Consider the following 21602-nt stretch of genomic DNA (forward strand, 5'->3'; position numbering starts at 1 on the left):
CGTAGCGTGCCATTTCTCTCTACGTGCTCGCATCAATCTTGCAGGCACCCTGCGGTCAACCCGGAGAAAATTCCAAACGACCAAAAAGGACGAGGTTACATGCCCGACATCATTCCTTCGGACGCCAGGGAGCTCGCGCGACGTCTCGGGGAGCAGCGCAAACGCGCCCCTGTGGGCAACGCCCTTCTCGATGCGCTCGGTGACCGCGACCGGGCGCCGGAGCTGTTTCGGCGCCTGGTCGGCACCGAGGCTCAGTGTCATCGTGCCGAACTGGCGGCCTACGGGACCATGCTGGCGCGCTTCCCGCTCCGTCCGGCTGCTGATCTGTTCATCAGCCTCTCCCGGCTGGTCTACGACGCTCAGCCGAAACTGAGCAAGTGCGCCGAAGCTCTCGGCATGTCCGACCCCTTCGAGAGGTTCTGGCCCGAGGGCCGCGAAACCTACGCGTTCAACGGAACGCTCAGTTGGGTGGCGAGTAGGGGGAGCCAGGCCTCTTTCGCGCTCTCGTCCTATACGGACATGGTGGTGTACTTCTCCGGTTGCGCATCCCTCGTGCAACAGGTGCGGGAGCTGAGGATCGACGCTCCCGCGGAGTTCGTCGAGTATTACGAGGGCGGCGCGTCCGATGAGCTGACCGAGCTGGCGCTCGATGTCGTCCAGGACGGCCTGGACCGTGGCGACGATCCGCAGGAGGCGTTGTTCCACGCCCGCCTTCTGGAAGAATCGATCGGCGACTTCTGGAAGTCCGCCGCGAACGATTCCTGAAAAGGGACCTTTCCACCTTCGATCTGAGGGAACGAATGCGTATCGCCATCGCCGGGGCGGGCATAGCAGGACTGGCCGCCGCGTGGCTTCTGGAGGAGTCGCACGATGTCCTCCTCCTGGAGGAGCGGGCAAATCCGGGAGGAAATCTTCGCACGTTCTTCCCCCCAGACCCGGTGCGCATGCCCGAAGCCGTGGAATTGGGGGTGCGGGCGGTCCCCCTGGACCCGGACTCCCTGGTCGCGCGGCTCTCCGGGGTGCTCGGCCTGGACCGCGGGCAATGGCTGCCCCTCCCTTCTGGGCGCCTCCTCCTGAGCGACCGCGGGGAGACGGACGGCTCCCGCTGCACCGCTTCCCCGTTCGCCCCCGTGCGCTGCGAGGAGGCCGTGCGGGCGGCGGCCCTCCTGGCTGAGCAGGCGCACCACTGGAAAAGCGCACACCTCGACTGGGAGGTACCGCTGCGGGAGATGGTCGAGGACTTCGACCTGTCCCAGCACGTGAAGGAGGTGGCGGTGTACTCCCTGCCAGCCTCGACCTTCGGCTGCACCCTGGAGGAAGCCGGCCTGTTGTCGGCCCGTGCCGTGGGAGAGCTGTGGGCCGAGGATCCCGCCGCGCCGGCCCCGGTGAGCTGCCGGCTGCGCGGCGGCATGCAGTCGCTCGCCCAGCACCTGGTATCGCGCTCATCCCGCGTCCAACTGGCTCTTGGCACCGCCCTGCGGATGGTCGACCGGCACGGAGGGAAACCGGAACTGACCGACACGAACGGGCGCCGCTACCGGGTGGATGCCCTCGTCCTCGCTGTGCCCGCCGACGAAGCCGTACGAATCCTGTCCCCACACTTCGGCCCCCTGCGAGCGCGACTGGCGTCCTACGCCTACCGCCCCCTCCTCTACCAGGCGCACCTGGACCCCTGCCACATGCCCGTGGACCGCGACACCTGGGCGCCCTCGACCGTCACCGTCCACGGCCCCTGGGCGGAGACCACGGACTGGCACCCCACGAAGAACGGTGACCTATTCGTCAGCCAGGTGACCCACAGGAAACCCCGCCCCCGCACCCCCCTCGCCTCGGCGGACTTCCGGACGGTGCAACCAACTCCCGGCATGCTGAAAGCACAAAGGGAACTCCTGCGCTCCCAGGGGGACGGCGGCATCTTCCTCGCCGGTCACGTCACCGCACCCGTCAACACCCTCGAAAACGCCCTCGGCAGCGCCATCGCGGTCGCCCGCCAGTTAGCCCCCCGGAGCAGGCGACTCGCCCAGCTCCTCGACGACACGTGAAAGGTCTCCCATGTCCCGGCCCGTCTTCCATGACCAGCACTCCCACATAGGCGATCTGGTCATCCCCTGCATCGACGTCTCCCGTGGCCGCGCCACGGAACCGAGCGGCATTCCCCATCTGACCGATCCCGGCGATGTCCTGGCCATCGCCGAGGCGTACGCCTCCGGCAGCGCGCAGAAACTCTTCCTCGACGTGTTCGACCCCTGGGACGCCGTCGACTATCTCCCCGGCCTGCTGCGCGACCTCAGCACGACCGGGATGAGCCTGCTGGTTTCCGTAGGCCACGGTGACATCCCATCCGCGGTGCACGCCGGCGGACTCCTGGAGGCAGGAGCCGATGTCCTCTCCGTCAGCACCGCCCTGATCGAGAAGCCGGACACCGTGACGCAGGTCGCCGAGGCGTATGGTGCCCACCGTCTCATGGGCGTCGTCAACTGCCGGTCCGCCGGGCCAGGCCAGTGGCAGGTCTACGTCCACGACGGCGAACGGAGCACCGGACGCGACGCCGCGGACGTCGCCCGGCAACTCGCCGAACTGAACGTGGCCGCCATCCTCGCCAACAACATCGACCGGGAGGGCACCGGAGCCGGCTTCGACCTGGAGCTGGTCCGGGCCGTCGCCACCGCCTCGGGCCTTCCTGTCATAGCGTCGGGCGGCTGCGGCGGTCTCGACCACCTCCAGGAGGCCCTCGGTGCGGGGGACTCCACCTACGTCCTGGTCAACGCCATGGTCCACCGGGGCACCCACAGTGTCCGGGAGATCCGCGACCACCTCCTCGCCCACTCCTCCTTCCGTACCGGTCTCGGCTAGGAACCCGGCCGTGCGACAGATCGTCTTCGCCCACTACGGCGATCCCGCCGACGTGCTGGTCCTCGCCCACCGCCCGGTTCCGGAACCTGGCCCCAGCCAGGTGCGCGTGCGCATGCTCGCCCGGCCCGTCAACCCTTCGGACCTCCTCCTGGTGGAGGGCCGTTACGGGAGGCCCGCCTCCTTCGTCCCGGGACTCCACCCCGACGGCGTCCACGCGGCGGCTCCCGTCGGGTTCGAGGGAGTCGGCGTGATCGACCGGGCCGGACCGGACGCTTGTCACCCAGTGGGCATGCGTGTGGCCCTCTCGGCTCCGGGCACTTGGGCCGAGTACGTCGTCGCGGACCACCAGGACGCCCACCCCGTGCCCCCGGAGCTGAGCGACGGCGCGGCCTGCCAGCTGACCGTCAACCCCGTCACCGCCAACCTCCTGCTTGAAAGCCTCGCCGTGGAGCCGGAAGATCTCGTCCTGTTCACCGCGGCCGCTTCCTCGGTCGCACGGATGATGATCCGTCTCGCCCACCTGAAAGGCGTGCGCTGCGTGGCCTTGGTGCGCGACCGGCGTCATCGGCGGTCCCTCATGGAGACCGGCGCTTTCGCCGTCCTGCGCGAGGACGAACCCGCCCTGGAACGGCAGCTCTCGGAGATTGCCACAGCCCGGGGCATCCGCGCCGTGGTGGACGCCGTCGGTGGCCCAGTCGCCGACCTGTCGCTCCGGGTACTGCGTCCGCGCGGCCGGTTCGTCAGTTACGGGCTCCTGTCCGGCCTGCCCGTCACCGTCCGCCCGGAGGACCTCCTGTTCCGCGGAATCACCATGACGGGCTTCTGGCTTCCCGAGCACCTGTCACGACTCACTCCCGGAGAGGTCGGCGGCATGATGGCGCAGGCCGCCGCCCAACTGGCCGACGGCACGATCGAGGTCCCCGATGCCGAGACGTTCGACCTCTCGGATGTCCGGGCCGCCGTGCGGCACAGTCGGGAGGCGGGACACCGTTCCAAGGCGGTCCTGATCGGCTGAGGCTCCGGCAAAGCGGATGTACGGCCGCGTCACGGTGTCTCTTTTCCCTCCAGCGGGAGGGGAAAGAGGCGCCGTTCGAGGTCGCTCAGCCGATCTGGGGGCAGACGGATGCCGAAGCACGCCAGATCCGCTTCCAGCGACATGCGGGTCAGCCTGCGCGTGTGCTGTACACCTGCCCGTATTTCCAGAAGGTCGAGTCCCCGCAGGTGCAGGCGCGTTTCTGGAGTGGTCAGCTGGAGCAGCGGAGTCCTGCGCAGCATCGAGCGCGGATGGGTGGCCAGGAAGTGGTGTGCGACGACGAAGTCCACGGGCTGCTGGGGTTCGAGGGTGAAGTGGTAGAGCGCCGTCCAGTGGCCCTCCTGGTACACCTCGACGGTCCAGAAGGGGGACGACAGGGCACGGACACGGAAGGTCTGGCCGAGCTGGTGGGACGTCGCGCCGTCGTACAAGGGCAGCGGTTCGAGGAAGCCCTTGACACCGAACCCGACGTCGCACAGCCATGTGTGAGTGCCTCGCCGAACGCGCAGTGCCATGTGGGTGCGGGGGCGCGGTCCCTCACCGCCCAGCCGCACCCGTGCGGCGATTCTGTCCACACGATAGCCCAGGTGTTCCAGGACGCAGCCGAACAGCAGGTTGTGCTCGTGGCAACAGCCGCCCCGTGGACCACTCAGTTTCCGCAGAATCTCCGCGGGGCCGAGTCCGACCGGGACGTCGGCGACGAGGTCGAGGTTGTCGAACGGGATGGCGCCCACGTGCGCTCGGTGGAGGGCACGCAGCCTCTCCACGGAATCACCGGAGCCCAGGTCGCGCAGGCCGATCCGCCGTGCGTACACGCTCAGGTCCACTTGCTCGCGGCCCCAGGGTGAGGGCAGACCGTCGTCGTACATGTCCGGAGTCACACGCCCTCCCGCCCGGAAAGAACGCCGGCCGCCCGTTCGGCGACGGCGAGCAGCCTCGTGTCCGCGCCCGGGGCGGCGTCCAGGAGCAGGCCCACGGGGAGACCGGTGCCGGTGCGGCCGGCCGGGACCGTTATGGACGGGCTCCCCGTCACGGCCGCCACCGCCGTGTTACGGATATAGGTGAGGAAGGCGGACGCCTCGCCCCAGGGGAGGACCAGGGTGGTGCGCACGTCCTTTCCGGGAGCCGGAAGCGTGGTCGTCGGCGCCAGCAGCACGTGCGCTCCCTCCCGACCTCTCAGGGCGTCCAGCCGACTCGCCAGCAGTCGGGCGCGGTGCAGGGCCTCTTCGTAGGCGTTCCGGTCCGGCCCACCGCCTCCGAGCAGTGGCAGGACGAGTTCGCGGACGTCCTCGCCCGACACCGCGCGCAGTACTTCGTCCACCTCGGGCGCGCCGGAGTGGCGGGCGAGATAGCCGGCGAGGGCGCAGCGGGTCTCACGCGCGGGGACGAGGGTCGCGCTTCGCAGTACGCCGTGCCAGGAGAAACCGGGCAATGCGCGTTCGACCAGTTCCCAGCCCGCGGCGCTCAGCCGTTCGCAGGCGGCCCGGCAGACCTGTTCGACCCGCGGGTCGAGGTCTTGCCAGAGAGGAGCGGGAAGCACGGCCCGGGGGACCCGGGGAGGCGGCGTGCTCGCACGGGCCTGGGAACCGGTCAGGACCCGGTCGAGCAGGCGAACGTCGTGAACGTCGCGGGCCATCACGCCGACCGTGTCCCGGCTGGTGGAGACACGTACCACCCCGTCCGCCGGGTACCTGCCCAGGGTGGGCCGGAACCCGACGATGCCGCAGAGCGCCGCCGGGATGCGGACAGAGCCCCCGGTGTCAGTGCCCAGGCCCGCCGGCACGAAGTGCGCGGCGACGGCCGCGGCGGTCCCCGAACTGCTGCCGCCGGCCAGATGGTCCGGCGCACAGGGATTGAGCGCGGGCGGCCCCAGGGCGTGATGACCGGTCGTGCCGTAGGCCAGCTCGTGCAGCGCGGTCTTTCCCGCCAGAGCGGCACCGGCCCGCGCGCAGCGCTCCCAGACCGTGCTGGAGTGAGAAGGGAGGTGTTCCCGCAGAGCCGGAGTACCTGCCGTGGTGGGCACACCCGCCACGTCGATGTTGTCCTTCACCGCGAGGAGCACACCGGACAGGAGACCGTCGCGTCCGGCTTCGTGACTTTGGAACGTCTCGTGGAGGTATGCGTTGAGATACGCGTGCTCATGGGTACGGGCGGCGAGAGCCTCACGATAGGCGGCAGGGGTGGTGCGACCCGTCCGCAGGTGTGCGACGGCCTGTGCGAGCGTCCAGTCCGCAGGTTCGGACGGGCGGCTCACGGCGCGTCCCGGCGAGTGGGGACGGTGTCCTTCTCCAGCAATTCCGGATGGTGGACGGCGATGTAGGGGCGCAGGTCGTCGAGGGCATTGCCGTAGGCGTCCACGAGGGCGTCCACGCTTTCCGGCGAGGTCGACACGTGCTGGCACAATAGACCGTGCGGGGCGGTGAGGAAACCGGCGTGCAGGAGACTGAGGTGCAGCAACGACCGCAACTCCGCCCTGCCTTCGCGAAGACGGGCGGTGTCGGCCGCGTCGCGCGGGGGGGTGCTCCCGAAGTGGAAGTAGCTGAGACCGCCCTCTCCCACCGACCGGCCCGCCACCCCCACCGAAGCGGCCGCCGCGTCCAGTCCCGCGCGCAGCCGGTGACCCAGGAGGTCGAGATGGGCGATCTCGTCCGCACCGAAGTGGTCGAGGGCAGCTGCTCCGGCGGCCAGGGAGAGGCTGTTTCCTCCGAAGGCGCTGGCGTGGTAGACGGGTTGGGAACCGGAGGGGTCAAAGAGGGCCATGATGTCTTCGCGTCCGCCGAAGACGCCCAGGGGCAGCCCGCCTCCGACGATCTTGCTGTGGGTGGTCAGGTCGGGGACGACGCCGTGTTTGACCTGCCAGGGGCCGAGCCGGAGAGTGGCGCACTCGTCGAGCACGAGCAGGGCACCCGTCTCCCGGGTGAGACGCCGCAGCCCGGCGAGGTAACCGGGCGCCGAGGGAACGCCGCCGCCGACGCCGAGAACCGGTTCTACGACCACGGCGGCGACCTGCTCGCCCAGCCGGTGCAGGACCGACGCGGCGACGGGGAGGTCGTTGTACGGTATCGCCACGACGTCGATAGCGGTCGACAGGGCGACACCGGATGCCAGTCGCGCCTCGGACGCCCCAGTGAAACGCGCCGGAGCGGTCCGGTGCGGGGCGAAGAAAGCGTTGACCTGTCCCCACTCATGGGTCCCGTGGTAGCCGCCGTCGATCTTCACGATCAGGTCGCGGCCGGTGTACGCGCGCGCGGTACGAACTGCCCACATGGTCGCCTCCGTACCGCTGTTGCAGTACCTGACGCGTTCCAGGGAGGGATTGAGGGCGCGCAGTCGTTCCGCGTGTTCGTACTGGAGCGGAACCGGACCGCCCGGTGCGGTGCCGCGGGCCATCTGTCCGGTGACGGCCGCCACCAGTGCCGGATGGTTGTGACCGTGAGCCAGGGCCCCGTAGTTGGCGATCATGTCCTCGTACCAGTGCCCGTCGGCGTCTTGGACCCGTGTGCCCTCCCCCCGTACGAGGAACAGGGGATAGGGGGCGAACCACGTCATCGAACGGGTGTCGCCGCCTGGCAGCGAGCGTGCCGCGCGGCGCGAGGCGGCGGCGGAGGCGGGGGTCGCGCGTTCGTAGGTTTCCCGGATCCTCTGGTCTACGTCCTGACGGTTCATTTCCGCTCCTGCTCCTGTGACGTGCCCGGTCGGGGATCGAAGGGGGAGCGGGGGGAGGCGGGACAACCACCGATGGAGCCGCCTTCCAGGAAAGAACGCGCTTCCCACAGCTCGGGAAAGGCGTGCTGGGAAGCGACGTGACGAAGCCACGCGACGCCGGTGGTGCCGCCCGTCCCCGGCTTGTACCCGATAATCCGCTCCACGGTGAGCAGGTGGAGCCACCGCCACCTGCCGAAGGCCTGGGCGAGATCCATCAGTGCCTCCGCCCAGCGCAGCAGCTCACCGGAGACGGTCTCCTCGCGATGGATCCCCGCCCAGGCGTCACGGATCGCCGGCACGTCGCGGTCCGGTTCCAGAGCCCCCGAGCTCAGCAGCCCCCGTCGTACCAACAGGCCCAGCGCGTCGTCGTAGAGGCTCGCGTCGTGCAGGGCCCGGTACACCTCGGTCTCGACCCCGGGCACCCCCTCGTCTGCCACGGCCGCGGAAGGAGACGCGACGCCGAGCGCGAACTCCAGCTCGCGGTACTTGTAGGAACCGCTGCCGGAGGCGTCCCCGAGCGCGTCCCGGAAAGAATGGAACTCGGCCGGCGACAGGGTGGACAACAGCTCCCAGAACTCACCGAGGAGCCGGAATCCGGCGGTGGCCCGCCGCACGTGCCAGGAGGACCGGCCCAGGTCATCGGCGGCGATCCCCTCCTGAGCGGCACGCACCTCTCCCAGGACCAGCGAGAACAGGAGTTCCTTGGCCTGTCCGGCCAGGTAGAAGGAGGATTCCGCCTGGTGCGCCGTACGAGGCTGGTGCAGGGCGTGGAGCAGGGTGACGCTCTGGTAGTCGATGTACGAGTTGCCGGTCGGGGCAGGAAGCCTGGGCGCTCCTTCGTACAGAGTCCGGAACTTCTGCGGCACTTTCCCGCCGTCCTCGTACCGGCTTGCGAACCTCCTCCGGTACTCGGCGAACAGAACCGGGTCCGTGTGCAGAAAAAGGATGTCGTGGAAGGCCATGTGCCGGACCGCCACGAGCGGCAGCGGCGACCTGGACACCGCGAAGGAGGGATTCCAGTGAGCGGGTTCCGGGCAGTCGGGATGGAACTGCCCCACCATCAGGCCCTCCCGCACGGCCTCCCGTTTCAGACGCCGCTGCGCCGTGTCGAGCAGACGCCAGCGGTGCCGTGGGAGGCCCTGTATCAGGACCACCAGCGCGGTGAGCGATTCCTTTCCTTCCGGAACCGGAAGGTTCCGGAAGTGCTGTAGGCGGTCGCGCAGGGACCCCACCAGTTCCTCCGTGCCGTCCGCGGGTTCCGCGCGAAGGCTCTCCGTCCGGATCGCCCCCGCCTCCAGAGCGGGCCCGACGAATGGGCACACCGCTCCTTCGCGCCCCAGGTCCTCGTGCTCCCTGGTGAGGTACTCCCTCATCCACCGTTCGGCAACGCACTGGTCCTCGGATGTTGATTCGACCATTCGCATGACGTGCCCCACACATTATTGCCCGAAGGGATTCCGCTTCCTTCCTACGCCGTGCGCGGGGACATGTAAATCCATTTCGATTATTTTTTGGATATCTTGCGTCGTATTCCGCACCAGTGGTTTCCTGTTTCCTCTCGAGTCCCTCCTATGGGAAACCGGAACATAACTGCGCACCGGACCCACGGAAGTCCCGTCCGGGTTTCCGGTGCCACCGGATCAGGAATTTCCGCACCGGGAGCGTTTACCGGGACTGCGACACCCGTGCCCACCGGCCGAGTACGTCGTGCGCGGTTCCGTCGTCGATGGCTTCGGCGGCGCGCGCCATCGCCTGGCCCCAGTCCTCGTACCCGCCCGCGATCCGCAGCGCCGCCGCCGTGTTGAGCAGAACGATGTCGCGGCGCGGTCCTCGCTCTCCAGCCAGCACCCTGCGCGTCAGCTCGGCGTTCCGCTCCGGTGTTCCGCCCGTGAGCGAACCGGGTGCCGCCGCGGCGAGTCCCAGCGCGGCCGGGTCGAACACATAACGCCGGGTTCGGCCCTCTCTCATCTCCACCACCCGGGCGGACGCCGAAGTGCTCAGCTCGTCCAAACCATCCCGTGGACAGAAGACCATCACATTGGCGGCCCCGAGGAGCTCCAGGGCATCGGCCAGCAACTCGAACGCGTCCTCGTCAGGCACTCCTATGATCTGGTACTCCGCCCGTGCGGGATTGCAGAGGGGACCCAGCAGGTTGAACACGGTCCGAACCCGCAGTTCCCGTATCGGCCCCATGGCGTGCTTGAAGGCGGGGTGGAACACCGTGGCCGAGAGAAAGGTGATGCCCGCCTCCTCCAGGCAGCGGGCCGCTGCCCCGGGGGACAACTCGACGTTCACTCCTAGCGCTTCGAGGACATCGGCGCTACCGCACAGGGAGGAGACGCTCCGACTGCCATGTTTGGCGACGGGCACGCCACAGGCCGCCGCGACGACGGCCGCCGTGGACGAAATATTGAACGTGCCGTGTCTGTCACCTCCCGTGCCACAGGTGTCGAGCACCTCGGAAGGGCCGGGGAAGGGCTCTGAGAACTCCCTCACCGTCCTTACGAACGAGGCGAGTTCACCCGCAGTGACCCCTTTCCCCGCCATCCCCATGGCCAGGCCGGCCACCTGCAGGGACGACGCCTCGCCCAGCATCACCGACGACATGGCGCGTCTCGCTTCCACATCCTGCAGATCGCGACGCTGGGCCAGTCGGTTGAGAGCTTCCCACATGAGCGACTTCCTTCCGGCCATCGGCGGGTCTGTGACAGAGGCGGTCCCCTCCACGTCACGCACCCGGTCCAGCCCGGAAAGCCTCTTTGCGGGCTGTGCGTCCTTCCGCGTCTTCAGCGCGTCGGGCGGCCGCAGGCACGGCCAGGTCGCCCCGGTACTCACCGCATGGATCCTCCGGCTTTGTACCCGCGCGCCGGTTCGCCCACGCACCGGCCGTGCGGCCGGTGGACGCCATGGGACACGTCTCCGTGCCGCGTGCCGGCGGGTACCGCCCGGCCCGGCCAAAGGTACCGGCCGGGTCCCCACATGGAAGGCAGGAACCCGGTCAACCGGAAACTGCGGCCGCTGAAACGGCGCGACACCGGTGGGACGACATACGCCGCACGACCCCCTCCCCGGCCGGTCCTTCGCGTGCCGACCTCCCACCGCGGCCGTTCCCGTTTCCCCACGGGGCAGGAACGCCACGGACTCAACGGAAGGAGACACGACATGAGCGTGCCGGAGAGCATGGTCAGGGACGGTGACCTCTACAACCCCTATGAGGACACGGAACTGCTCCGCGAAGCGACCGCGGCCGGCAGAAAGGTGGCCGACATCATCTATCTCAGCCTGGGGGAGACCTGGAACGGGGCCGCTCCGGGGCTGGTCACCGCCCTCGGCAGGGATGTTCCGCCGCACGCTCACGGTTACGTCCTCAGCCCCTACGGTCTCCCCGCGCTGAGGCGGATGCTGCGCTCCCGCATTCCCGCCGAGCACCGGCTGCCCCCGTCGGCCCGACTAGGGGAGGAGTACGACGTGGCCGTTTCCCACGGCGGGACCCGCAACGCCATGTTCCACTTCGGACGGCTCATGACCGATCGGTCCCGTGAGCCGGGCGCCCGGCCGGCCGTGGTGTGTTCCTCACCCGGATGGGACTACCCGGGAGTCTTCGGAGCGCTCGGCTACGACGTCCACCGGTTCCCTCTCGATCCCGAGGCGGAATACCGGCCCGACCCCGGCGACGTCGCGCGCGTCCTGAGGAAGGCGCGGGCGGAAACCTCGGGCCCGCTCCTCCTCGTCGTCAACGCCCAGCACAACCCGACCGGCGCCAACTGGACCGAGAACACCGTACGCGCGATGATCCGCGCGGCACTGGAAGTGGGAAGCGGCGTCCTCGTCGACGACGCGTACTACGCTCTGCATGACCCGAAAGTGACCCCGGTCTCCGCTCTGCGGATCCTCTTGGAGGAGTTCGGTGCCCTTCCTGCGGCACGGCGTCCGCCGTGGTTAGCGGTGCGTTCCCTGAGCAAGCAGTTCCACTGCAACGGCTGGGGAATCGGTGCGCTGACGGGACCTCCAGCCGTGCTGGAAGACCTGCTGGGACGGCTCCTTCCCGAATACGGCTTCGTCTCCTCCGTCCCCCTCCAGGCAGCCATGGCGTCCTGGCTCGGGAGCCGGGAGAGCGACGACTACCTGGCCCGACAGCGCGGGGAGTACGCCCTCAAACGAGCCCACATGGCCCGGCACCTCACCGGGGAACTCGGCTACCCGCAGGACGCGTTCTTCATCGGCCCGTGCGGCCCCTACCTCCTGATGCGCACGCCTCCCTGGTACGACGCCCGAACGGGCGGGCCCTACCGCTCCTTCTGCCTGCGCCGCAGCGGCGTTCTCCTGGGAGAGGGGCACATGACCACTCCGGGCGCGCTCCCCGTAACCGGACAGGACCAGCTCCGCCTCTTCCTGGGACCGGCGACACGAACCCTGACCCAGGCCGTGCAGCGCATGGTGGCCGCCGGACTGACGTGGCAAGGCGGTTCGGCGACCGGCCGCTGACGCCCCGCCCGGCCCCGTACGAAGAAACGGTCCGGCGAAGCCGGTGCCATGAACACGAGGAGTGACAATGAACGATCCCATGGACCGGCTCGCACGCGGCCGCGCCATGATGCACCTGCTCTCCCCCTGGCTGGGCGGTGATATGACCGACAACTTGCGTGAGGTGGCCCCGGACTTCGAGGAGTTGTTACTGGGCTTCGCCTTCGCGGACGTATGGGCGCGGACCGTCCTGCCTCTGCGGGAGCGAGCTCTCGTCCGGCTCGGAGCCCTCACGGCCCTAGGGGCTCCGGTGACCGCGACACGCGCCAACATCGACTCGGCCCTCCACGCGGGCCTGGGCCGGGAGGAAGTCTCCGAGGCCATTCTGCAGACGTTGCCCTATGCGGGCTTTCCTCACGCAATCACCGCGCTGGAAATCCTCCGGGAACTCGTGGAACCAGTGCCAGGACGCACCGATCCCCCCGCGCACCGGGCGGAACCGCAGGACGCACCACCGAAGAGGCGTCCGGACCACCGCGCCTACCCGGGCCCAGACGCTACGAGCAGCCCCGGCGCCTCACCAGATGCGCCATAGTCCTGCTGATCGCCTCCGACCGTCCCGACACCCCGAGCTTCACGTACACCGAGTGCAGGGTGTTCTTCACCGTCCGCTCGGTGACACCGAGATCGCGTCCCATCTTCCGGTTGGTCGCCCCAGTGAGTAGCGCTGCCAGTGTCTGGCTCTCCCGTTCCGTCAGACCGGACGCTCTGCACCAGTCGGTGAAACCGACACCCACCCGCTCATCCACCACGTCGTCGTCGCCCTCCGCGGCCGGATGCAGATACCTCAGCTCACGTACGAGCTGTTCCTGACTCCGTTCCAGAGCCGCCAGAGCATCGATGACGCGTAACAGGAGAGCGAGGACCTCGCCCTCCTGGGCATTGTTTTTGTTGTGTGCGCCAGGTTCGGGGGAAGTATGCACCACTGATCGTCCACCGCCGTCCGAAAGCACCTGAGTGGAAAGTCGGGCACAGTCGAGGGACCTGTCTTTTTCGTTCCCCCCGCCACTCACCATGAATCCGGTCTGCTGGTTCGCCATCAAGACGGGTTCTGCGGCAACCTCGTCGTCCTGGCCCTCGTGGCCCCGCGTCCTCTCTGACCTCGGCTGGGCCGGGGCACGAACAAGAGTGACATCGGCTCACCCAGGTGAGGGGGCGTCGCCGCGCGTCACGGGATGGAAGGGCGGCCATAGCCCTTGACCGTACCGAGGACGGCCAGCAGGCAGTGCAGTTGGATGGTCCCGGCGAGGGGGAGCTGAGTGTCGAGGGCAGTGGGACGGCCGGGTTCAGCGAACGGTGACGCGCAGGTGGCAGGGGCGGCCGGTGCGGATGGCCTCGGCCTGCTCGACGAGATCGAGCCCGGTGAAACCGAAGAGGGCGGCAGCAGCGGCCGCGCGCAGCAGCGGCACGATCTCCCCGACCGACCGACCGACCGACCGACCGACCGGCCGGCCGCGGTGGGAGCGGGCGAACTCACCGAACGTCTTCTGGTAGGACGCGCCGTACGTGTCTGTGTCGTCCCCCAGCAGGCAGCCGACGTCCTTGGCGCAGACAGTGATCTCACCCGTGGCCTGCTCCCGTACGACTGCCCCCGGCTCTCTCGGGCCCGCCGAGGGCACTCAAGGGCCGGGCCGGTTCTGATCGACGAGTTCCAGGACGTCCTGACCGACGGTGAACCGGCCAGAGGAGCGGGGGTGAGCGCCACCGAGGCGCGCCCGCCTCGCAGGCCGGGCCCGCCCGTCCCCTGCACCACACCCCGGCCCTCCATCCACCTCGCCGTGCCCGCGCTCGCCGTCAGTGTCACCGTTGGCCTGTCGACCGGCGCGCCGACGCCGCTCCTGCGTCTCTGCAGGACGGTCGGCGCGCGGTGAGCCGGACAAGCGTGAGGCGCCGGCGCCGCGTAGGCAGCCGGTTCGAGGCACCGCTGTGGTGACCACCGTAGGCGGGCAGACGGACGCTTCGATGACGTCGGCACGGCGCGGTACCGCCCACGCGTCCCAGCAGGTCGTCACGATCCCCGGCCGCCGTATCGCGCTGTCGTCTCAGCAGCGCAGCTTGCCACCGTCGATGACGATCTCCGTGCCGGTGACGTAGCCGGCTGCGGCGGAGAGGGAGAAGGCAGCGACCTTGCCGAACTCCTCAGGTGTCCCGAAGCGGCTCAGCGGTATGTCCGCGCAGCTCTCGTCCGGGCTCAGGGGAGAGCCGGGCGTGGGGAAGCGTCCGGGGACGAGACTCAGCACCCGTATGCCGTCCGGTCCCAGCTCTGCGGCCATCTGCCGGGCCGCCATGGCCAGGCCGGGGCGAAGTCCGTCGGAGAGGCCGAAATCCGGTAGGGGACGGCGTGCCGAGGTCGACAGCACGAAGGCGATGGCGCCGCCGCTCGGCAGGTGGCCGGCCACGGTGGTGGCCGTGCGCAGCAGGCCGAGGAAGAGGTGGTCGAAGTGGGCCCGCCACTGCTCGTCTGTGGCATCGCACACGCGGCCCCGAGCGCTCGGCCCGGTCGCCAGCAGAGCACCGTCCAGGCGCCCGTAGTGGCGCAGTGCGGTTCGGACGAGCAGGGTCGGCGTGGCCGGATCCTCGACCGCGGCTGCCACGCCCACGGCCTGCCGGCCCAGATGGGACACCGCGGCCTCCACGCGTGCTGGAGAACGGGAGGACACCACTACGCGGGCGCCCTCGTGCACGAGGGCGAAGGCGGCCGCGTAGCCCAGTCCGGCGGTGGCACCGGTCAGGACGAAGACGCGGCCTTCGAGTCCCAGGTCCACCACCGGCCCCCGGCCTGCCGCTCCCTGGCCGAGAGCGCGTCCGTCCAGCGGTGCTCGTCACCGTGGTGCCAGGGGAAGAAGTGCAGGTTCCATCGCCGGAGGCAGTTGACGTGCAGCGCGAGTTCCGCGATCAGTGCGCCGTAGTCGGCTTTCGAGCGCACCTGCGGAAGCACTGCGTAGACACGGTCGAACAGGCTCCGCAGTGCGCGGAAGCCGCAGTGCCCGAGGAACTCCGCCTGGAGTTCGGTCAGCGGGCGGGTCAGCGCGAGGAGGCCCGCGAGGTCTGTCTGGGGGTCGTGGGCGGCGCGGGCCAGGGGGTTCAGCGTGGTCGAGCCGAGGGTTCGCATCTCCCCGTTGACGTAGACCATGGTCGAGAAGTACTGGCCGCGGCTGCCCAGCGGCACCCTCCCGCCATGCAGGTCGACCACTTCGGGCGCGGGAGTCAGCCAGATGCGCTCGGTGACCAGGCGCATGTCACCGACGAGGTCACGGACCGCTGGTTGTTCGGCGTCGTGGCTGGGTGGCAGCCCGAGGCCTGTCCCGGACGGGGGGCCTTCCTGTGCGACCTCGACCTCGAAGTAACCCGGTCCGCGGTAGACGGCTTCCCAGCAGCGCCGTGCCACCGTGGCCAGGGCCGGGACGTCCGCGTCCTCGACCTGCGCGACGCGGGCGCAGACGGTCGGTTCGAGGACCGGGGCGTACTTGATGAGCAGGTGCTGCAGGCGGGTCAGGTAGACGCTGCCGTCCGGGGCGTCCGTGCGGTCCTCGAGCGTCTGGCGCTCCGCGAAGACCGCGTTGATGTCCGGCGCGAGGTGATACATGTGACCGTCGGCGACGACGGCGTGGCTCTGGATGCTCCTGTAGGGCAGCATGCGCCACCAGATGTCGGCGAGCCCGGGGTTGCGGGCCTCGTCGAGACGGGCTGTGACGCTGATGTCCAGACGTGGCCAGGTCATTTTGACACGTCGCATGATTTTCTCCTGTGCGGATGGCCGGATGCGGATTCTCAGACGTCGGAGAGATGTCGGCGGTCCTGACGTGCGTCGTCACGCGTCGGCGTCCTCGCCGCCCGGACGTACGTACACGGCGCGCGGCCCCCGGAACACGCTGTCCGTCGTGCAGCCGTCCCGCTGCTGCGGAGCGAGACTCATCCGGGGGAAGCGACGGGCCAGCTCCGTCACGAGCGTCCCGGCCATGACCCGGACGAGCGGTGCTCCCGGACAATGGTGCGGGCCGGCGCCGAATCCTAGATGTGGGTGAGGACGGCCCAGTGGTGCCACCTGGTCGGCACAGTCGAAGACGGCGGGGTCGCGGTTGGCAGCGGCCAGGGACACCAGGACCGTGTCACCCCGCGCGACCGGAGTGCCCGCGATGTGGCCGTCCCGGGCGGCGAACCTCCATACGCCGCGTACGATCGGGCCGTCGTGACGCAGGTACTCCTCCACGGTACTAGTGAGCGGCGCTCCCGGGTCGCGGAGCCGCGCCAGGGTCCCTGTCCCGGTCAGGCCCCGAATCAGCGTGGCCAGAAAGTCCACGGTGCTCTGTCGTCCGGCGACGAACATCTGCAGCACCACCTGACCACGGGGTAGCCAGCTCTCCGGGCTGCCGGGACCGCCTTCCGTCAGGATGCGTGCCAGGAGGCTCGTGCGCTGCCTGGACGACTCGCTCAGACACGCGTCGACATGGGCCGCGAGAGCGTCGCGGGCGCGAGCGGCATGTTTTCTCGCCGTGTCGTCGTCGACGGGGGCGATGAGCGCGGCGGCTCCGCGGCCCAGGGCCTCGTCCCACGGCACTCCGAGAAAGGTGCCCACAGCACTGTTGACCAACGGCTCGATCACCTCCGCCACCAGGTCGGCGGTCCCCACCGGGGGCAACGCCTGCAGGAGCGGCGGACAGCGGCGACGCACCTGGTCGGCGAAGTCGCGCACGGCGGGTGGGGCGAAAGCGGGCCGAACCAGACGACGGGCCTCGGTGTGCAGCGGCGGATCCCAGTCGAGCAGCCCCATCCGCATGGGTGACACGTACTTCGCGTCGGCGGCGGCGATCCATGAGTGGTCGCTGCGGAACGTTTCGGTGTCCAGCAGCACGTGCCGAGCGGCTTGGTACGACGTGACGAGCCATACGTTCCAACGGTCGTGCAGACGGGCTCGTACCACCGGGGCGATGTGACGCAGTTCGGTCAGCAGTGGGAAGGGGTCGTTCAGTCGGGACAGATCCTTCGGTAGCTGCACGGTCCTGGGGATGCCGTGAGGCACCGCTTCGGTTCTCGGGAGGTCGTTGTCCGGATCCATGCTGCACCTCCGGCGTCGAGAAGGGGGGCCGGACGCGGGCGCGTCGGCGCCCCGGTTGCCAGGACAACACCTGGCTACCGCTTCGTCTACCGCTGATTCCGGCCGATGTGCCTCCGCGTCGGCCGTAGATCTTGTGACATCCCCGCGTCCCGGTCGTCCGCAGGGGCGTCGTTCCGGAAGCCGAGGACCCAGAGCGCTTCCACGGGGAGGACCGTGATGCTGGCGGGACCGGCGACCAGATCGATGCCGATGGTGGGGCACTCCAGCAGATCGGTGTTGACGGGAACGATCTCATAGATCAACTGATCGCCGGCGAAGTCACCGGAGGTGATGGTGTGACGACAATGACGATGTTCTGCCCATGGGCCGCCCGGTCAGCGAGATGCCTCCGCTCACTTCGCCCGGGCCATCGATCAGAATCACTCGATGGCCCGGGCGAAGGGCAGTCGGAGTGACACGGTGGGCTTGAGGTGCTCGTGCCGCACGAAGGTGATGAACTGCTTCAGTTCTCCTGGTGATCCGGAGGTGGATCCCAGGACGCACAACTCCTGCCGGAGGATGCGGTTGAGCAGGGCTGGAGGATCGGTCCCGGTCGTTGCGCCGGTGACGACGACGGTGCCGCCCGGTCGCAGGGCCCTGAGGGAGGGACTCCGGGCGGCCCTGCCCACGCTTTCCATCACGGCATCCACCGGTGCGGGCAGCGGCGCTCCCGTGGGGAAGGCCGTTTCAGGGTCGAAGGCGCGGGCGGCCTCCCGGTTGGCCGGTGAGTGACCGGTGGCCCCGCACCGGAACCCCGCAGCGGAGACGAGTTGTATCAGCGCCTCGGACATGCCGCCGCCGTGGCCTGCGACGGTTAGGTGCTGCACGCCCCCGGCGACGGGCGCCCCCACCCCCGCAACTCCGGCGCCTTCGCCCGCACCCTGGGGCACTGCACCCGGAACCGAGGCGTCCTCGAACTCGCCTGCTTCGTCCGCAAGATGACCTCCCTGCCCACGTCCCGCTTCCCCCTGTCCGACCGCGGCACCGTGGCGCCAGGGCAGGTCGCCTACCTCGTCGTCCTGGACCCTGACCGGATCACCGACCAGTCCACCTACGCCGAGCCGTGTCAGTACGCGACGGGCTCGTGGCCGGTGAGCCAGTGCTCCGTGACGGCGAGCCGACCCGGGCCCGCCCCGGCCGCGTCCTGCGCAGGACGGCACCGACGGCGTGACGATCAAGCCCGGAGCGTCGCTTACGGGGGCGTCGCTCACCGAGACGCGTCCCGCTCGCGCATGGCCTTCGGTATCGCGGAGACGGGGCGTCCGCGTTCGGGGATGGACGACCCGTCCCGCCACCGCCCTCCTTGGAGCGGAGGTCGGCTTGCGCCGTCGCCCCGAGCGGGCAGGATGGTTTACGGGGAGATCGCCGAGGGGGGACCGTGCCCCATCCCGGGGCCACCCACATCCTGGAGTGCAGAATGACGCAGCTTCCCCCGCCCGTCACCCCCTACCTCGAGCCGGCCGCCAGAGAACTGGCCGAGGCCACCGATCCGCACCCGCGGATCTACGAGGTCCCCCCGGAGCAGGGCCGCGACATCCTCGCCGGTCTGCAGAGCGGCGAGGGAGTGCCGCGCCCGGAGGTCGACGAGGAGTGGGTGGAGGTGGACGCCGGCCAGTGGGGCACGGTCCGCACCCGGATCATCCGCCCGAAGGGCGTCACCGGCCCGCTGCCCGTGGTCGTCTACATCCACGGGGCCGGCTGGGTCTTCGGTGACGACAAGACCCACGACCGCCTCTTCCGCGAGCTCGTCGTCGGCGCCGGTGCGGTAGGTGTTTTCCCGGTGTACGACCGCGCGCCGGAGGCGAAGTACCCCACCCAGGTGGAGCAGAACTACGCAGTGGGCCAGTGGGTGCGGAAGAACGGCGCCGACCACGGCATGGACACCTCGCGCGTGGCGGTCACCGGCGAGTCCGTCGGCGGCTGCATGTCCGCGGTCTTCGCGCTGATGAACAAGGAGCGCGAGGACGGCCTCGACCTGAAGGCCCAGGTCCTGCTCTACCCGGTCACCGACGCCGACTTCGACACGCCGTCGTACCTGCAGTTCGCGGAGGGCTACTACCTCACCCGCGACGGCATGAAGTGGTTCTGGGACGCGTACACCACCGACCCCGAGGAGCGGAAGCAGCACTACGCCTCCCCGCTGCGGTCGACGCTCGACCAGCTCAGGGGCCTGCCCACGACTCTGGTCATCACCGACGAGGCGGACGTCCTGCGTGACGAGGGCGAGAAGTACGCCAACAAGCTCCGTGAGGCCGGAGTCGACGTCACCTCGGTCCGGGTCGCCGGTATGGTCCACGACTTCCTGCTTCTGGACAGCCTGCGCGACACCCGCGCGGCGAACGTGGCGCGCAAACTCGCCGTCGACGCCCTGCGCACGGCCCTGCACGACAGCTGACCGCACCCCGCCCCCGGGGCCGGTCCCCGCTTGCCGCACCCCGCCCCCGGGGCCGGTCCCCGCTTGCCGCGCCCCGTCCCCGGGACCGCCCGCGGCGGCCCCGGGGACGCCCCTCAGCCGCCTTCCGGCCGGAGCCCTCGGTCTCGCGCCGCGCCCAGGTCCGGCCTCGACCGCGAGCGGGCGGCCGCCCTCGAACGGAGGAGCAGTTCCGATGGCCAGTCTGTCGCCCGGTTTCCACGGCCGGAACAACCGAAGCCTCGTCGAGCGACTGCCCCCGGGCCAGTACCCCACGGAGTCGTTCCCGGTGCTCTCCGCCGGTCCGACCCCGCACGTGCCCACGGACCGCTGGTCCTTCACCGTCACCGGCGATACCGGCGAGAGCCGGAGCTGGACCTGGGACGAGATGAGGGCGCTGCCGCAGGAGCGGCCGGTCGTCGACATCCACTGCGTGACGCGGTGGTCCAAGTTCGACACACGCTGGGAGGGAGTCTCCCTCGACGTGCTGACCGACGCGGTGGGGACCTCCGCCGGGTACGTGGTCGCGGAGTCCTTCGACGGCTACACCACCAACCTGCCCCGTGCGGACGTCACGGGAGCTAAGGCCTGGCTCGTTCACTCCTTCGACGGCTACGCGCTGTCTCCGGACCACGGCGGCCCGGCTCGGCTGTTGATCCCGCACCTGTACTTCTGGAAGTCCGCCAAATGGGTCAAGGGCCTGCGCTTCACAACCCATGACGAGCCGGGATTCTGGGAGAGGGCCGGCTACCACGACTACGGCGATCCCTGGCGCGAGCAGCGCTACCGGGGCGACCGGTGAGCACCCCCACGACCGGTCCGAGTGCTGCGGGCGGCTGGCGGCGGGCTCGGCTGACCGCACGCCGGGAGCAGACGACGACCGGTCGCACCCTCCGCTTCGAGGTGCCCGGCTGGTCCGGCCACCGGCCCGGCCAGCACCTCGACGTGCGTCTGACCGCAGACGACGGCTACCAGGCCGTCCGCAGTTACTCGCTGGCGGCACCCGCCGCCGACGAGACGATCGAGCTCGGCGTGCAGACCGCACCGGGCGGCGAGGTCTCCCCGTACCTGAACGAGGACCTGCCCGTCGGAGCCGAGGTCGAGGTCAAGGGACCGCTGGGCGGATGGTTCGTGTGGACGCCGGAGACCCGGGGCCCGCTGCTCCTCGTCGCGGGCGGCTGCGGCGTCGTTCCCCTCATGGCGATGCTCCGCGCCCGGCGCGCGGCGAGAGCCTCCATCGATCCCTGCGCGCTCGTCTGCTCCGTACGCGACCTGGGCGAACTCTGGTACGCGACGGAGCTTGCCGACCCAGCAGGCACCGAGGACGTCCGCGTCCTCTACACGCGCCAGGCGCCCTCGGGCGAGGAACGTCCGGCCCACCGCCTCGCACCGGACGACCTGGAGGGCCTGTCCGCGTCTCCGGAGACCCGTTGCTATGTCTGCGGGCCGACCGGCTTCGTCGAACACGCCGCCGCCCTCCTCCAGTCCCGCGGTCATCCGTCGGCCGCCATCCGCACCGAACGTTTCGGCTGAGCCGGGCGCGCGCACATCCGCCCTGCCCGCCTCCCCGCGATCCGAGGGACACCACCGTGAACCAGCGACCTGTCCACCATCTCGACGGCAACTGCCTCGCCGGTCCGCTCGCCCAGGTCTTCGCGCTCGATCCCACCACGGCCTGGTGGACGTGCCCGGACTGCCGCATCGCCTCCTCGGTCGGCCAGCTGCACGTCTTTGGCCCCGGACCCGGCCTCACCGGCCGCTGTCCGGGATGCGCGCAGCTCGCCCTGCGCGTCGTCACCCAGCCCGGCCGTCTCTGGCTCCAGCTGGGGAACGGCCAGGGCGTCTTCCGGTTCGCGCTGCCCCCTTCCCCCTCGTAGAGCCGGAACCCCGCAGGCCCGCCACCACCCGGGAGCCACACACGCGCGGGCTCGAACAGCTCGCGAACCCACCCCGGAACCGGAGCGGGCCATGTTCCGACGAAT

21 protein-coding genes are annotated in these 21602 nt (G+C 69.8%); 10 read left to right on the forward strand and 11 right to left on the reverse strand.

Annotated elements, in window-relative coordinates; genetic code table 11:
• The first annotated feature begins 99 nt into the window (after positions 1 to 99).
• From AB0398_RS32585 to AB0398_RS32600, 4 genes are read left to right on the forward strand one after another with little or no spacing between them, the layout of a single operon-like run.
• Positions 100 to 765, forward strand: a complete 666-nt coding sequence (locus AB0398_RS32585) for a hypothetical protein (RefSeq protein ID WP_366379279.1) — start codon at positions 100 to 102, stop codon at positions 763 to 765.
• 35 nt (positions 766 to 800) lie between these two features.
• Complete coding sequence (locus tag AB0398_RS32590) at positions 801 to 2042, forward strand: FAD-dependent oxidoreductase (protein WP_366379280.1); 1242 nt, start codon at positions 801 to 803, stop codon at positions 2040 to 2042.
• Between the two features lie 10 nt (positions 2043 to 2052).
• Entirely contained in the window at positions 2053 to 2853 is an 801-nt protein-coding gene (locus AB0398_RS32595; RefSeq protein WP_366379281.1) for a HisA/HisF-related TIM barrel protein, read from the forward strand.
• 10 nt (positions 2854 to 2863) lie between these two features.
• A complete protein-coding gene (locus tag AB0398_RS32600; RefSeq protein WP_366379282.1) occupies positions 2864 to 3868 on the forward strand; it encodes a zinc-dependent alcohol dehydrogenase family protein in 1005 nt (334 codons plus the stop codon).
• Between the two features lie 29 nt (positions 3869 to 3897).
• Here AB0398_RS32600 and AB0398_RS32605 read toward each other — a convergent pair whose 3' ends face one another.
• The 5 genes from AB0398_RS32605 to trpD form a co-directional block, all read right to left on the reverse strand.
• On the reverse strand, positions 3898 to 4755 hold the full coding sequence (locus tag AB0398_RS32605) for an arylamine N-acetyltransferase (protein WP_366379283.1): 858 nt from the start codon (positions 4753 to 4755) through the stop codon (positions 3898 to 3900).
• Between the two features lie 8 nt (positions 4756 to 4763).
• A complete protein-coding gene (locus AB0398_RS32610; RefSeq protein ID WP_366379284.1) occupies positions 4764 to 6140 on the reverse strand; it encodes an amidase family protein in 1377 nt (458 codons plus the stop codon).
• A complete protein-coding gene (locus tag AB0398_RS32615; protein ID WP_366379285.1) occupies positions 6137 to 7435 on the reverse strand; it encodes an aminotransferase class III-fold pyridoxal phosphate-dependent enzyme in 1299 nt (432 codons plus the stop codon). The genes AB0398_RS32610 and AB0398_RS32615 overlap by 4 nt, the downstream gene beginning before the upstream one ends.
• Before the next feature lie 113 nt (positions 7436 to 7548).
• Positions 7549 to 9015 carry a tryptophan 2,3-dioxygenase family protein gene (locus tag AB0398_RS32620; RefSeq protein ID WP_366379286.1) on the reverse strand — a complete coding sequence of 489 codons (1467 nt, stop codon included), beginning with the start codon at positions 9013 to 9015 and terminating at the stop codon, positions 7549 to 7551.
• Between the two features lie 241 nt (positions 9016 to 9256).
• Positions 9257 to 10264: an anthranilate phosphoribosyltransferase gene (gene trpD / locus AB0398_RS32625; RefSeq protein ID WP_366379287.1), complete on the reverse strand. Its 1008-nt coding sequence runs from the start codon at positions 10262 to 10264 to the stop codon at positions 9257 to 9259.
• A 489-nt stretch (positions 10265 to 10753) separates the two neighbouring features.
• On the opposite strand from trpD, the gene AB0398_RS32630 reads away from it, so the two are divergent.
• Complete coding sequence (locus AB0398_RS32630) at positions 10754 to 12076, forward strand: pyridoxal phosphate-dependent aminotransferase (protein ID WP_366379288.1); 1323 nt, start codon at positions 10754 to 10756, stop codon at positions 12074 to 12076.
• A 142-nt stretch (positions 12077 to 12218) separates the two neighbouring features.
• A complete protein-coding gene (locus tag AB0398_RS32635) occupies positions 12219 to 12650 on the forward strand; it encodes a carboxymuconolactone decarboxylase family protein (protein ID WP_366379303.1) in 432 nt (143 codons plus the stop codon).
• Here AB0398_RS32635 and AB0398_RS32640 read toward each other — a convergent pair.
• The 6 genes from AB0398_RS32640 to AB0398_RS32665 all read right to left on the reverse strand — a co-directional run bounded on the left by AB0398_RS32640 (position 12613) and on the right by AB0398_RS32665 (position 18001).
• Positions 12613 to 13155: a LuxR C-terminal-related transcriptional regulator gene (locus AB0398_RS32640; RefSeq protein WP_366379289.1), complete on the reverse strand. Its 543-nt coding sequence runs from the start codon at positions 13153 to 13155 to the stop codon at positions 12613 to 12615. The two genes, AB0398_RS32635 and AB0398_RS32640, sit on opposite strands and share 38 nt — an antisense overlap.
• A 246-nt stretch (positions 13156 to 13401) precedes the next feature.
• Positions 13402 to 13524 (reverse strand): hypothetical protein, encoded by a 123-nt coding sequence (locus AB0398_RS32645; protein ID WP_366379290.1) that lies wholly within the window; start codon positions 13522 to 13524, stop codon positions 13402 to 13404.
• A gap of 633 nt (positions 13525 to 14157) precedes the next feature.
• Positions 14158 to 14880: an SDR family oxidoreductase gene (locus tag AB0398_RS32650; RefSeq protein WP_366379291.1), complete on the reverse strand. Its 723-nt coding sequence runs from the start codon at positions 14878 to 14880 to the stop codon at positions 14158 to 14160.
• The gene (locus AB0398_RS32655; protein WP_366379292.1) at positions 14844 to 15851 is read right to left on the reverse strand and encodes a hypothetical protein; all 1008 of its coding nucleotides are present in this window, start codon (positions 15849 to 15851) and stop codon (positions 14844 to 14846) included. Before AB0398_RS32655 ends, AB0398_RS32650 begins: the two co-directional genes overlap by 37 nt.
• 75 nt (positions 15852 to 15926) lie before the next feature.
• Positions 15927 to 17171, reverse strand: a complete 1245-nt coding sequence (locus AB0398_RS32660; protein ID WP_366379293.1) for a cytochrome P450 — start codon at positions 17169 to 17171, stop codon at positions 15927 to 15929.
• Between the two features lie 419 nt (positions 17172 to 17590).
• A complete protein-coding gene (locus tag AB0398_RS32665; RefSeq protein WP_366379294.1) occupies positions 17591 to 18001 on the reverse strand; it encodes a zinc-binding dehydrogenase in 411 nt (136 codons plus the stop codon).
• A 626-nt stretch (positions 18002 to 18627) separates the two neighbouring features.
• Between AB0398_RS32665 and AB0398_RS32670 the strand changes: the two genes are divergently transcribed.
• The 4 genes from AB0398_RS32670 (at position 18628) to AB0398_RS32685 (ending at position 21497) form a co-directional block, all read left to right on the forward strand.
• Entirely contained in the window at positions 18628 to 19605 is a 978-nt protein-coding gene (locus AB0398_RS32670) for an alpha/beta hydrolase (RefSeq protein ID WP_366379295.1), read from the forward strand.
• Between the two features lie 211 nt (positions 19606 to 19816).
• Positions 19817 to 20422 (forward strand): sulfite oxidase-like oxidoreductase, encoded by a 606-nt coding sequence (locus AB0398_RS32675; RefSeq protein WP_366379296.1) that lies wholly within the window; start codon positions 19817 to 19819, stop codon positions 20420 to 20422.
• Positions 20419 to 21153 carry an FAD-binding oxidoreductase gene (locus AB0398_RS32680; RefSeq protein ID WP_366379297.1) on the forward strand — a complete coding sequence of 245 codons (735 nt, stop codon included), beginning with the start codon at positions 20419 to 20421 and terminating at the stop codon, positions 21151 to 21153. Before AB0398_RS32675 ends, AB0398_RS32680 begins: the two co-directional genes overlap by 4 nt.
• Positions 21154 to 21209: 56 nt before the next feature.
• Entirely contained in the window at positions 21210 to 21497 is a 288-nt protein-coding gene (locus AB0398_RS32685) for a DUF6510 family protein (RefSeq protein WP_366379298.1), read from the forward strand.
• The last annotated feature ends 105 nt before the right edge of the window (positions 21498 to 21602 follow it).

The organism is Streptomyces sp. NPDC086147 (assembly GCF_040702165.1).
In the GTDB taxonomy this organism is placed as follows: Bacteria; Actinomycetota; Actinomycetes; order Streptomycetales; family Streptomycetaceae; genus Streptomyces.

Excerpts from the sequence above, each read along its gene's own strand:
- AB0398_RS32585 (WP_366379279.1), top strand. The coding sequence starts at position 100 with ATGCCCGACATCATTCCTTCGGACGCCAGGGAGCTCGCGCGACGTCTC.
- AB0398_RS32590 (WP_366379280.1), top strand. The coding sequence starts at position 801 with ATGCGTATCGCCATCGCCGGGGCGGGCATAGCAGGACTGGCCGCCGCG.
- AB0398_RS32595 (WP_366379281.1), top strand. The coding sequence starts at position 2,053 with ATGTCCCGGCCCGTCTTCCATGACCAGCACTCCCACATAGGCGATCTG.
- AB0398_RS32605 (WP_366379283.1), bottom strand. The coding sequence starts at position 4,755 with ATGTACGACGACGGTCTGCCCTCACCCTGGGGCCGCGAGCAAGTGGAC.
- AB0398_RS32615 (WP_366379285.1), bottom strand. The coding sequence starts at position 7,435 with ATGACGTGGTTCGCCCCCTATCCCCTGTTCCTCGTACGGGGGGAGGGC.
- AB0398_RS32620 (WP_366379286.1), bottom strand. The coding sequence starts at position 9,015 with ATGCGAATGGTCGAATCAACATCCGAGGACCAGTGCGTTGCCGAACGG.
- trpD (WP_366379287.1), bottom strand. The coding sequence starts at position 10,264 with ATGTGGGAAGCTCTCAACCGACTGGCCCAGCGTCGCGATCTGCAGGAT.
- AB0398_RS32630 (WP_366379288.1), top strand. The coding sequence starts at position 10,754 with ATGAGCGTGCCGGAGAGCATGGTCAGGGACGGTGACCTCTACAACCCC.
- AB0398_RS32635 (WP_366379303.1), top strand. The coding sequence starts at position 12,219 with ATGACCGACAACTTGCGTGAGGTGGCCCCGGACTTCGAGGAGTTGTTA.
- AB0398_RS32640 (WP_366379289.1), bottom strand. The coding sequence starts at position 13,155 with ATGGCGAACCAGCAGACCGGATTCATGGTGAGTGGCGGGGGGAACGAA.
- AB0398_RS32655 (WP_366379292.1), bottom strand. The coding sequence starts at position 15,851 with ATGCGACGTGTCAAAATGACCTGGCCACGTCTGGACATCAGCGTCACA.
- AB0398_RS32660 (WP_366379293.1), bottom strand. The coding sequence starts at position 17,171 with ATGGATCCGGACAACGACCTCCCGAGAACCGAAGCGGTGCCTCACGGC.
- AB0398_RS32665 (WP_366379294.1), bottom strand. The coding sequence starts at position 18,001 with ATGTCCGAGGCGCTGATACAACTCGTCTCCGCTGCGGGGTTCCGGTGC.
- AB0398_RS32670 (WP_366379295.1), top strand. The coding sequence starts at position 18,628 with ATGACGCAGCTTCCCCCGCCCGTCACCCCCTACCTCGAGCCGGCCGCC.
- AB0398_RS32675 (WP_366379296.1), top strand. The coding sequence starts at position 19,817 with ATGGCCAGTCTGTCGCCCGGTTTCCACGGCCGGAACAACCGAAGCCTC.